The organism is Methylobacterium jeotgali, assembly GCF_022179345.1.
Classification (GTDB): Bacteria; Pseudomonadota; Alphaproteobacteria; order Rhizobiales; family Beijerinckiaceae; genus Methylobacterium; species Methylobacterium jeotgali.
Genome location: NZ_BPQR01000013.1, coordinates 1 through 11,460 on the forward strand (window position 1 = coordinate 1; position 11,460 = coordinate 11,460).

9 protein-coding genes, 2 tRNA genes and 2 pseudogenes are annotated in these 11,460 nt (G+C 64.2%); 2 read left to right on the top strand and 11 right to left on the bottom strand.

The genetic code is table 11. The features are described from left to right. Positions 1–681 (top strand): annotated as a pseudogene (locus tag MFF04_RS04260) (transposase); the annotation flags it as partial. Positions 682–769: 88 nt separating this feature from the next. On the opposite strand, the gene MFF04_RS04265 reads toward MFF04_RS04260, so the two are convergent. The 10 genes and pseudogenes from MFF04_RS04265 to MFF04_RS04315 all read right to left on the bottom strand — a co-directional run bounded on the left by MFF04_RS04265 (position 770) and on the right by MFF04_RS04315 (position 9,900). Then, positions 770–1,963 (bottom strand): glycosyltransferase, encoded by a 1,194-nt coding sequence (locus MFF04_RS04265; RefSeq protein WP_238274230.1) that lies wholly within the window; start codon positions 1,961–1,963, stop codon positions 770–772. A 34-nt stretch (positions 1,964–1,997) separates the two neighbouring features. After that, positions 1,998–2,285 carry a hypothetical protein gene (locus MFF04_RS04270; protein WP_238274231.1) on the bottom strand — a complete coding sequence of 96 codons (288 nt, stop codon included), beginning with the start codon at positions 2,283–2,285 and terminating at the stop codon, positions 1,998–2,000. Between the two features lie 28 nt (positions 2,286–2,313). Next, positions 2,314–3,669: an FkbM family methyltransferase gene (locus tag MFF04_RS04275; protein ID WP_238274232.1), complete on the bottom strand. Its 1,356-nt coding sequence runs from the start codon at positions 3,667–3,669 to the stop codon at positions 2,314–2,316. 87 nt (positions 3,670–3,756) lie between these two features. Next, a complete protein-coding gene (locus MFF04_RS04280) occupies positions 3,757–4,710 on the bottom strand; it encodes an NAD-dependent epimerase/dehydratase family protein (RefSeq protein WP_238274233.1) in 954 nt (317 codons plus the stop codon). 13 nt (positions 4,711–4,723) lie between these two features. After that, entirely contained in the window at positions 4,724–5,974 is a 1,251-nt protein-coding gene (locus tag MFF04_RS04285) for a glycosyltransferase family 4 protein (protein WP_238274234.1), read from the bottom strand. A gap of 9 nt (positions 5,975–5,983) precedes the next feature. Next, positions 5,984–7,096, bottom strand: coding sequence for a glycosyltransferase family 4 protein (locus MFF04_RS04290; protein WP_238274235.1), 1,113 nt, complete (start codon positions 7,094–7,096; stop codon positions 5,984–5,986). Positions 7,097–8,099: 1,003 nt separating this feature from the next. Further along, positions 8,100–8,288, bottom strand: a pseudogene (locus tag MFF04_RS04300) (IS6 family transposase); the annotation flags it as partial. Positions 8,289–8,880: 592 nt separating this feature from the next. Continuing rightward, a tRNA-Phe gene (locus tag MFF04_RS04305) sits at positions 8,881–8,956 on the bottom strand. A gap of 72 nt (positions 8,957–9,028) precedes the next feature. Further along, positions 9,029–9,238 carry a DNA gyrase inhibitor YacG gene (locus tag MFF04_RS04310; RefSeq protein ID WP_238274237.1) on the bottom strand — a complete coding sequence of 70 codons (210 nt, stop codon included), beginning with the start codon at positions 9,236–9,238 and terminating at the stop codon, positions 9,029–9,031. After that, positions 9,235–9,900: a Maf family nucleotide pyrophosphatase gene (locus tag MFF04_RS04315; protein WP_238274238.1), complete on the bottom strand. Its 666-nt coding sequence runs from the start codon at positions 9,898–9,900 to the stop codon at positions 9,235–9,237. Before MFF04_RS04315 ends, MFF04_RS04310 begins: the two co-directional genes overlap by 4 nt. A gap of 145 nt (positions 9,901–10,045) precedes the next feature. Here MFF04_RS04315 and MFF04_RS04320 point away from each other — a divergent pair. After that, a tRNA-Gly gene (locus MFF04_RS04320) sits at positions 10,046–10,120 on the top strand. 54 nt (positions 10,121–10,174) lie between these two features. On the opposite strand, the gene MFF04_RS04325 is transcribed toward MFF04_RS04320, so the two are convergent. Continuing rightward, positions 10,175–11,407: a hypothetical protein gene (locus tag MFF04_RS04325; RefSeq protein ID WP_238274239.1), complete on the bottom strand. Its 1,233-nt coding sequence runs from the start codon at positions 11,405–11,407 to the stop codon at positions 10,175–10,177. Positions 11,408–11,460 lie beyond the last annotated feature (53 nt).

Consider the following 11,460-nt stretch of genomic DNA (forward strand, 5'->3'; position numbering starts at 1 on the left):
GCGCCAGGCGGCGGAAGGGGACCTGCACGCCGCTAAGCAGGATCGATCGGACGTGGAGGCCGCCCGGGAGAACTGGTTCGCGAACCAGGACATCCTCGACCCGGATCGGCTGATGTTCCTCGACGAGACCGCCACCACCAACATGGCCCGCCGCTACGGATGGGCGCCGCGCGGCCAGCGCCGCCGGACCGCCGTGTCGCAAGGTTACTGCAAGACGACCGGTCACCAAAGCGCTGCGCGCCGACGGCCTGTGGCACTTAATCTGGCCGATGGCGCCACGAACGGGGGCACTTCCGGGCCTACGTCACAGACATCCTGGCCTTGGTGCTGCGGCCCGGTGATACGATCGACAACCTCGGGACGCACAAGGTGGCTGGCGTGTGCGAGATGATCGAGGTGGCGGGGACGCGGCTCCTCTACCTCCTGCCTAACGCGCCCGAACCGAAGGACCGCGCAAAGACTTCAACACAATCGGGCAGATCTTCTCCAAGCTCAAGCGCCTGGTCCGGACCAGGACCGCCCGCACCGTGTCGACCTCTGGGCCACCATCCGGCAGGCACTCACTCGTTTCACAGCTCAGGAGTGCCGCAACGCCTCACCGCCGCCGGATACGCAGGCGACGTAACTGCTAGTATATGGTCGGGCCCAGCTCTAGGGATTACAGCAATGCCATCAAAGTGACCCACGCCATTCTTGCATTATCGACGGGCTGTACGGGTTTCACAAAGGCAATTCCGGCTCGATTTGAGTAGATTAAGCCAATAATTAATCAGCCAAATGCACTGGAAACAGCCGCAACCATTGGCCGCAGGGAATTTTCCCAGAGCAGATCTTGAACAGATTCCGGCGAGCGATGAGCAGTTGTGTGACCGCTTGACAGATAGCGGTCCACAGATTCCCAAAACTCGCTGGGATCATCGGTGATTGTGATGTCGTTTAGATCGGTGCATGCCTCAAATCCCTCGAAAGCAAGGCGCGTCGCGACAATCGGGCGTCCGCTAACGATCGCTTCTGCGGTCTTCAGGTTCGAGCCGCCGCTGTACAGCTTGGGCAGGATAACGACCCGCGCGCCGGCATAAAGCGTAGCTAGGGCGTGATCGTCGACCCAGCCGAGAAAGCGGCACCGGTCCAGGACGCGGCGGGCCTTCTGGAAACGAGGCGCCGCCCGCATCAGCGAACCGACCTTGCCACAGACGACGATTTCGCCTCCGGACAGGGGGTGGCCTTGAGCCTGTGCCGCCAGGTCGACGATTCCGTGAGCGTTCGGCGGGTGAGCGCTGCTGACGAAGATCGCGTAGGGCGAGCCAAGGGGGAGATAGGTCGAGACGGCGTCATGAGGTTGCGTCGGCAGCGAGGCCACGCCGTTCGGCGCGACGCAGACCTGGCCAGCGCCCAGCCTACGAAACTGGGCAGCATCTCCCTCCGAAACCGTAACGATGAGATCGCATTCCCGAGCGATCTCTCTTTCGAACGCCGCGATGTCGCGGACAGTCTCGGGCGTGATGCTGGCCCCGGCCACGGCCCGGTGACGCCAAGCGACCGTCTCGAAATTATAGGAAGAGTGGACGATCATCACGCCGTCCAGGTGCCCGTCGGCGCACAGCCGCTTCACGACAGGCCATAGCGCAATTTCCTCGAACTGCAGCACCTGAGGGCCGGCGTTCGTGACTGCGGCGACGAACGCCGCGTAGGTGTTCGGCGCGCCCGCAACCGCCTTCCACCACGCCATCTCCGAGCGTCGCTCCTGAGCCGGCATGCGGTCCAACTCGGCCATGACGTCTGCATCGAGCGCGATGTCGCTCGCCCAGACGTCTGCTGCCGGCGTCTCGGCGGCGTGGTAGAACCCTGCATGGCGGACGTCGAAACCCGCGCTCGCGTACGCTTGCACGGTCGCGCTGGCCCGCAACTGCCCGCCATTACGCGGACGACGGAACGGCCAGGGTGCGAGCAGAAGTAAACGCATGCGGGCGAACCGCTCCCTGGACACTGTCATGGACTCAGAATCCACGCCGATTCAGCGTGGCAGGATAGTTCGTCACTCTTATCCGTCCGAGGCAGCGCAGGCCCGCAGCATCCGCTTCCAAGTCGTCAAGGTGCCCAAGGCCGAGAAGCATGTCCTCGTCCTGACCCGCTGCCGGGTCGCCGAGCCTTCCTTCGCTTAGGCAACTCTCTTGCGGCTGCTGACCACGGTCTACCGACGATCTCCCGAGACCCTCAAAGGCCTTTGCATCGTCGCCTTCGCTCGCATCATGCTCGCCAAGGCAACACAGGTCGTTCAGGGTCATGACAGCGTCTCGCGGAGGGTTCGAGCGATCAGCCCGCAGAGACGGCGCGCGGCTTGGCGATATAGTCGAGCTGCCGGTCCGGCGTTGTCTCGTGCAGGACTGCGACGTCGTAGTCCAGCTCGGACAGGAACGTGTGCAGATCGTCCAGCTTCGTTCCGTGGGAGGCGGCCAAATCCTGCTCCCATTCGAAGAGGATGATGGGCCGGCAGCTTGCGATCGTCTCCCTCGCTCCCCTCAGCACATGCAGATCTGCGCCTTGGGCATCGACCTTGATCAGCTTGACGTTCTTGAGACCAAGCTCGTCGAGCGGGATGGCAGCGGTTTGGCTATCCATCTCGTTGGCAACCTCGAAAGTCAGAGCCGCTGCGTTGCTCAGCTTGCGGTAGAGGATTTGGCCGTTTCGCATCGGGAGGTCGACCTCCTGACGCTCCTGCGAGGCGAGCTTCATCCCGGTCTTGCGATCGTAGAGCGCCATCGGGTGGGTGACGACATTAGACCGCTCGTTGAGCGCCAGATTCCCGCCTAGAACCTGGAGAATGCCCGTCTGCGGTTCAAACGCGTGGACCGTGCGGAAGCAACGGGCCATGGTCATCGTGTGGATGCCGATGTAAGCGCCCGCGTCGACGGCTACGCCATCCGACGCCGCGGCATCCTCAATCGCTTCCCTGACATGCGGCTCCCATTCCTTCCCGGCCAGAATCAGGCTGCCGATGTGATCATGCGGACGGACCAACAGGCGATCGCCCGTTGGGCTTTTGGCGAGCACCAGACCGCGCTCGTCAGGGGACGGCTTCACGAGCCCGCGCAACTCCTCAATCGCCGCGTCCAGGCCGTTGAACCGCTCCGACACCGCAGCACCCTGCATGATCTCGTCGAGATCGCGCTCAAGCTTGATGTAACGCCGATCCAATCCATCGAACACGGCGTGGAGCTCGCGGGCCAGCTCGGCCACGCGCTCGACCGACTTGCCCTGCTCCTCTTCGAGACCTGCGATCCGCTGGGCCACAGCATAAGAATCCTTGCGCAGACCGCCCATCTGCGAGGCGAAAGCGGCCGTCGCCAAGTCCTGCCAGTTCTTGGCGTCATCGCCAGCCGTCAAAGCCTCGCTGCCGGCCGGCGAGGCGGCGGCGGATGCCGCCGCCAGCGCGTCGATCCGGGCGTTCGCGGCCTCCTCGGCAGCGGAAATCGTCGCCGCCAGCGCGTCGATCCGGGCGTTCGCGGCCCCGTCCGCAGCGGAAACCGTCGCCGCCAGCTGGTCAATCCGGGCGTTCGTGGCCCGTTCAACGACCGCGATGTAAGCCGTGATGCGTACGCTCGCACCGCGGAAGAACGGCGCAATCAGCCACCAGAGTACTCTGCGCACGGGGTTGGTCGCCCAAGCCATCCCAGAAGTCGACCGACCGAATTCTGCGAGATTGCCAAAACCCATCTCATATCCCCAGGTGCATGCTACAGCGTCGAGACGCGCCGATCAGATCAGGCTCGAGAACGAGCAGTGAGTCTTGACGTCAGCGATAGTATTGGCGATTCCCGCCGAGAGCGATACGCGCGGAGCCCAACCGAGAACCCGACAGACCCGATCGATGGCCAGCACGTTAGCCGGCACATCGATCGACCGGGACGGCAGGCGGTTCACGGCGATCGGCGTGCCGAGAGCGTCTTCAATCACGGCTATGGTCTGGTTGAGGCTAGCGCCTTCGCCGGTCCCTACGTTGAAGACGAAATCATCGACGCGGGGCGCGCAGGCGAGCTTCGCCAGGCAGCTCGCCGCATCCGCGATGTGAATGAAGTCGCGGATGATCTCACCATCGCCCCAGATCACGATCTCCTGCCCGTTGACGGCGCGGTGGAGGAACGTCGTGACCGCGCCCAGACCCCGCGCCACGTTCTGTCCAGCGCCATACGGGTTCGCAATCCTGGCGATCCTGCAGTCGAGCCCATGCATAGCGCGATAAAGCCCCAGATATACCTCCGCGCAGACTTTGCCGGCCCCGTAGGCCGTGATCGGTTTCAGCACCGTATCCTCGGTGATGGGGATGCTACCGACCCGCCCATAAACCGTGCCGCCCGACGAGGTGAAGAGGACGCGACCGTGGCCGCGGCGCTTCAGCGCCTCGAGGAGCCCGATCGTGGCGGAGACGTTCATCAGCAGGTCGCCGCCCGGGTTGGCGTTCGCGCTGGCCGGAATCGAGCTCCACGCATAGTGATGGATTACGTCGATGCCCGCGATCAAGCTGTCCCAATCCGCGGAGGCAAGTTCAAAGCCGACCCGCACGATGTTATCCGATAGATCGGATGGGAAGCTAAACCGCGGCAGCGAGCGCGTCGCGATCGTGACGTGATGCTCATCTCTTGCCAGCTGAAGCGCAACGTGGCGGCCGATGAAGCCATCGCCACCCAGGATGAGATGATTCTGTCGCTCCACCGACGCTTTATTCTCAGCCAAAGCGCAACCTAACCGACAGATTATGCTTCAGGAAGAGGAGCAACGGCAGCGTCGGATCGATCGACACATTCCAGGGTCGCATGTGCTCGCCGAATGCGGTTTCCATGCGATCGAGATGACGGTCGAACGAGAGGTCGCTGGTCACCAGCCGTCGGCCAGCCCGACCCATCTTGGCCAGATCATGCTGCCCGGCGGCAACTTCCATCATGGCTCTGGCCAGATCGTCGACAGTGCGGTCGATCTTGATGCAGTGGACGTTGTCGATCAGTCGCTCGCTTGTCCCGCAATTGCCGGTGATGATGGGTGGCGTACCGCACCCGGCGGCGCCAAGGGGCGCAAACGGGAAGGGATCGCGCTCCCAGGTCGGACACAGGAACGCATCGTAATCCGCATATGATCTCAGCAGATCGGGATACGACCTCTGTCCTATGAAACGGACGTGTTCCTGCAGGTGCAGCCGTTTGACCATGTCGATGTAGCGGGGCACGTCACCCTCGCCGAGTAGGTCAACAGAGAAGTGGATCCCGGCATCCTTCAGCCGCACGCTGGCCTCGATGATCAGGTCTGTGCCCTTGTGGGCGCTGATCGAGCTGGCGGCGACGAACCGCGCCTTGCCGTCCGGCATGTAGGGGCCATGGGGTACCGCGTAGGAGAGATCAGCCCAGCCGGCGACGATATCGGCTCCGTGCGCGAACGTGATGCCCGAGTGATCCTCGATCTCGTCGAGCAGATTTTGGCTGACCGATTGAATCCGCGCCTTTTCGTAGAGTCGGCTGCCCTGTGCATTGAACAGGCCCCGAACGTCCTCCGGCACGTTCGCAGCAATATCGACTGGGACCCGATCGCCGAGATAGATCGCCCAAGGCACGTCGAGGTAGTTCAACAAGTCCATCATCGCCAGGCCGCCGATGCCGGTCATATTCCACAGCGAAACGATGTCCGGCTTGAACTCTGTCAGCGCGTTCAAGAGATGCAGAGTGTTTGAGTAGGATGAGCAGACCGCACTATGGAGCTCCCGCACCTCGTAGGTGAGATTTGGCATGTGCGGGATGTGCCAATGCAGGTCGAGGCGGCGATGGACCCAGTCGGCCGCCTCGATCGGCGTCGGCAGATGAGACCAGCTCGTCAGCACGCGCACTTCGTGGCCGCGCTTCTTCAGCGCCTCCGCTGTCTGTGCGCAAGCGATCTCGTAACCGCCCAGAATCACCGGCGGATAAAGATTCGTCAGGAACAGGATGCGCAAGGACTGCCTCTACTGGTTCTTGCCGGCAAGGGTCCGCCGATAGAAATCGGCCAGGCGGTGCCCGATCGTCTCCATGCCGTGATGCTGCACGACGTGCGCCCGCGCAAGATCGCCAGCATTCGGCCCCGGCCATGAACCCGCCACCACCTCGCGCAAGATCGCCGCTAAGGTGGGGACGTCGGAGAATACGCGCCCGAACCGAGGATCAGGAACGAGTTCGGGGAGCGATCCGGCATCGGACACCACGACCGGCAAGCCGAACGACATGGCTTCGAGCGTGGTCAAACCCATCAACTCGGGCTTCGCGACGTCATTCCCGTAGATATCGCGCGCCGTCGACGCCTGAACGAAAATCCCATGCGCGTCATACAGCGCAAGAAGAGCGCTGTCGTCGGCGTCGAGTACGAAGCGGATATCCTTGTCGGCGGCCATGCCGAGCAGAAGTTCATAGTATTGCTGGTGATAGACGCGACCCACAATCGTCAGCGACAACCCCTCGGGCAATGCTGCTATGACGCGATCAATTCCCTTATGTGGAAGGATCCGGCTGACGCAGATCAGCTTTCGGGGATCGCGCGGCGGTCTGGCGGCTCCGGCCCTGAACCGCTCCGTGTCGATCGGGCCGATCAGGATCTCGTGTGGCCCCTTGAAGAACGAGCCGAGCAGATTGTGCGCGTATTGCGAGATCGATACGACACCGTCAAGCAGCCCCACGCCGCGCCCGCGTAGCATTTGGGGATCCTCCCCGCCGCCGAGATCGGTCCCGATCATCGGGATCTTCAGCGAGCGCACAATCGCAGTGCTGTAGGCGCCGAAGAGCGTGAGACATTGATGAACGTGAACGAGATCGAAGTCGGTAAGCTCGCGCCAAAGCGCGGCGGAGACCGCGTTCGTCATGCCGGGATGCGACGACTCGTTACGCAACACACGGATGGGGATACCATCGCGCAGGAAAAACTGATCTTCCTTGCCCATTGAGAAGAGGACTTGCTCGAACCCGCCTACAGTCTGCAAGGACTGCATCAGATAGTCGACGTAGCGCTCGCCGCCGCCGACATAGGAATCGGGAGAGAAGTAGGCTGGGTTTAGGTGCGCAACACGAAGCGGCTTGTCAGTTTTCATTTAGATCTCGGTGATCTGCCGTCGCTGGTGGTTCGCCGCGATCGTTAGTGGATGGTTGGCTTTGACGCCAGCGCGAGAGTCTCATCTGGCCGGGGTTTGTGCAGACGCCATCGCCCGCCGACCACCCGCGCCGAGAGTCAGCCGCCAGCCGACCTTTACTGTCAATCCGCTGCTCCACGTTGGTGAGGCTGGATAGCTGAAAGGACTAAATTCAGTCTATGAGGTTCGATAATCACAATCAAGCGTGGTTGAACCAAGATCTGCCAGGAACTACTGAGAACTCTGCCTGTCTTCTTTCAGAGAACTACAAAAGACATACTTCTTTAATGGAAATCTCGAAGATCGATTTCGAGAAGCTCATCGCTCCCACCCTTTCCGGCCTTCGGACAAACCGTTCTCCCAAAAATGAACGAGGGGATTCACGCCGGCTTGCGCCACGTCCGGGTTTTGTTCGAGGTAGCCCCGTGTACTGAAATATGCAGAAGGGTCGCGCCCCTCTCGCCATCCGTGCTCGAGGTAATGCGTTAAGGGATCAATATCTGCTTCGGCAACATCGCGATATCGCCAGCGATAGTACGCCTCATCAAAACCGCCAAGGCGAACGCCTATCACGGGCGTCGTGCGCCGAGGTCGTGCCCAGAACATGCGTCGCGCCCCAAGGTTCGAGGCAGGGCCAAATTCGATTGGCCTGCCCTCTTTGTGTGGTCCGAGTTGACGGTAGTGCATTGTCGGCCTGAACGCCATGGCTGGTGTTGCGGGGCTCCGGTGCACGGAGGCGATCTGGCGTGGCCCTGGCTCTGCCGCGGCGTCAGCGGATACGCCCCGAGACCGGCCGTGCGAGCGTGATGCGCGGTTTGCGATCGTGATGTGAACGGCGAACTCGATCCGCTGAGGTTCGTGACGTGATCCCCGTCGCTCATCCGGTGGAGGCCAAACTGGCGGCTTGGGATTGGCGCGTTGCAGCGGCGGGACCAACGGATAACCGGCAGAGCTGGTCGGGGTTGCGCAGCCGCGTCTCGATCTCAGGAGCGTAGCGCTGGACCCAGCAGTAGATCGTGGTGCGATCGACCGGAACGCCGTGTTCAACCATCATCTGCTCAAGATCGCGATAGCTGACGCCATAGCAGTATGACCAGCGCATCGCCCACAGCACGATCTCACCCGCGGGATAAGGCCCTGTCGATTCCGACATGACCCAGATCCCTCGCCAACCTGCCTCCTCCGGCCGAAGCACCTGGAGTTGACCCGGTCTCGTGGAGCGCTTCAGGCTTTCCGCACGAGACGCGCTCCAAGCAGGGGCGTGCGCGGCAGGGCCCCAGGCGTTTCCTGGCCGCTCCTGGTGAAGGTCACTGATAATCCAGGCGCGAATTCGCGGCGAGGTCACCGCGCGCTCCCGTGATTCCACCCAGGTCGAGCAGAAGCCTAGGGAATTCACCGGGGCGCCGACGAGTGCGGGTTTCATGCCTGCGGCAAGCGGCGCACGCGCATCAATAGGAATTTGCATTGGAGCCTCGCAGCGCGGCGGAGGCTCGGCCCACAGGACCGCGCTCCGGGATCAGATGGAAGGATGCGAAGCCACGTGTTTGATCATCAGGGTGTGTTCCTCGAAACGGCGAAGAGTGCTTCGGCGGCAGCGGCCGATGACGACGGCATTTCCGCGGCGTCATAGCCGAAGATGCGGCTCGAAGCGGGCTATCGAATCGATGATCGAGGGGAACAGACGACGGAAGGCTTGTTCCGACTAGCTGTCGTTTGTTGCAGCCAGCCTGTCATCATACAATCGATGGTGCCCAGGGGCGGAATCGAACCACCGACACTGCGATTTTCAGTCGCATGCTCTACCAACTGAGCTACCTGGGCGACCGACGGTCCGCGGGGCGGCCCGGCCGGTTGCGGGGGTATAGAGACGGCTTGGCGGGCTGTCCAGCCTCGTCAGCGCCGGTTTGGGGAAGAATCGGCGGGTTCCTGCGGGGACGGTTCGCTGTCGCCGTCGAGCTCCTCGCCGGGGATCGCGTAGCGTTCGTTGAGCCAGCGGCCGAGATCGACGTCTGCGCAGCGCGTCGAGCAGAAGGGCGCGACTTCGGCTAAGGTCGGACGCCCGCAGATGGGACAGCCCGGCTTGGAAGTGCGCGCGCCGGTCATGCGAGCCCGCCCCAGGTTTCGCGCACGGGAAAGCCGGCGCCGTCGAGGAGCGTCATGGCCTCGTAGAGCGGCAGGCCGACCACCGCCGAGTAGGAGCCGACGAGCTTCACCACGAAGGCGCCGGCAAGGCCCTGGATGGCGTATCCGCCGGCCTTGCCCTCCCACTCCCGCGAGGCGAGGTAGCCCTGCAGCTCGCGGCCCGAGAGCCGCTTGAAGCGCACCCGCGCCTCGACGACCCGCTCGCGGCGCTCGTCGCGGGGCGAGAGCACGCAGACCGCCGTGTAGACGCGGTGCTGGCGCCCGGAGAGAAGGCGCAGGCAATCGGCGGCCTCGTCGGGCGTCGCGGCCTTGGGAAGCACCCGGCGGCCGACCGCCACCACCGTATCGGCGGCGAGAAGCCAGCTGTCCCTCAGATCGTCGCGGCCACGGGCCGCCTCAGCCGAGGCGGCGAGCTTCTCGCGGGCGAGGCGCCGGGCGAGCTCGCGGGGGGACTCGCCCTTGCGGGGCGTCTCGTCGAGATCGGCGGGGAGCAAGGCGCGGGGCTCGATGCCGATCTGCTGCAGCAGAGCCAGCCGGCGCGGAGAGGCGGAGGCCAGGACGAGTCCCGGTCGCGGCCGGACCGAAGTCTCGTCGAGCGGGCGCGGGGCCGTTGTGGTGTCCATCTCTGTTCCCGACGCAGCGCCCCGAGGCAGCGCGGCGCCGGGGAGCACTACGCGAAAGCCCTCCCGATGGAAACGCGCCGCAGCGCGGCCGTGGACAAGCTCGGCGTCTCTGCTATGGTCCGCCGCCTGTCGTCGATGGCGGCACGCGGGCGTAGTTCAGTGGTAGAACGTCAGCTTCCCAAGCTGAATGTCGTCGGTTCGATCCCGATCGCCCGCTCCACGCTTCCGGCACTCCCTGCAGAACGATCGGTCCGGCTTCCGCCCGAGCGGCACGTCAGCGGGCGGTGCGGTACTGCTTGAGGTAGTTGCTGCCCTCGATCACCAGGAGCTTGTCGGAGCCGGCCTCCGGCGCGAACAGGCTCAGGCGCTCCGTGGTGCCATCGTCGCCGGTCAGGGTCAGCGTCCGCCCCTCGATCGCGTAGTGCCCGGCCTCCGCGGGCCGGCTGCGGCCGCCGGCGACGCTGGCGGATTCGGTGGTCGAGGAGAACCCGGTGAAGCCGCTGCGGCGGAAGCGGCCGTCGCGTCCGAGCGTGAGCATGCGTTCCACGGCGACGCTGCCGGAGGTGAAGGCGCCGCTGCCGCTCGAGGCGAAGAAGTGGCGCCAAGTCCCCTCGAAGGTGGTCCCGCGCGCCAGGGGCGCGATGGCCCGGTAGCGCCCCTTGTCGATCACGAGGTCGCCGCTCTCGCGGGTGAAGCTCTCCTCGCGCCGGGTCAGCATGCCGAAGCGGTTGTCGGCTTCCAGCAACTCGATGCGGTCGGGCCCGCGCAGGAAGCCGCCGCCGAGAAGCCGATAGGTGCCGCACTCGGTCGGAGCAGTCCGGCAATGCTCGGCGATTCCGAGGCCGTGCTTCGGGATGCGACGGCTGAACAGGCCGGAGGGATCGAACAGCATCACGTCGTTGTCGGCGTAGAAATCCATGCCGCCGAAGGCGTTGGGACGCAGGCCTGTGCTCAGATGCGTGTACGCGCCCTCGAATCCCTTGCCGTCGCCCTTCAGCTCGAAGGCCCTGTCCCCGGCTTGGGGGCGCAGGGAGCGCACCAGCGCCTCGAACTCGGCTTCCGCCGCCTTCTCGTCGTCGCGGGAGAGGCCGAGTGAGACGAACCTCAGGAAATGATGCCCTGCAGGGCTCGCGATGCCGACCGAGACCGAGTCGACGCTGATGTCGTTCATCCGCCCGCAGCAGCGGCGATCGAAGACGAAGGCGTGGCCGTTCACGGTGAGGCCGCCGCCCTTGGTGATCGGGCGCTTGTCGGCGAGCGGCTTGAAGGTCGCGACGAAGCGCGCGAACGCCTCGGGCAGGGCCGCCGGCTTACCGGGCACGGGCTTCAGGATCTGGATCAACGCCGCGCCACCGCCTCGACGGCCCTCGCGCAGCCAGGTCCGGTTGAGAAGCACGCCGTCGCTCGCGTCCTTCCGCGCCCAGCCCTCGCTTGCGCCCGGCAGGCTCACGGTCATGCCGAAGATCTGCGTCTCCTCCGCAGCCCGCGCCGGGGAGAGGCCGAGCATCGCAACGGCGAGCCCTCCTGCGAGGGTACCGAGACGTAAGGTCCGACGGATCA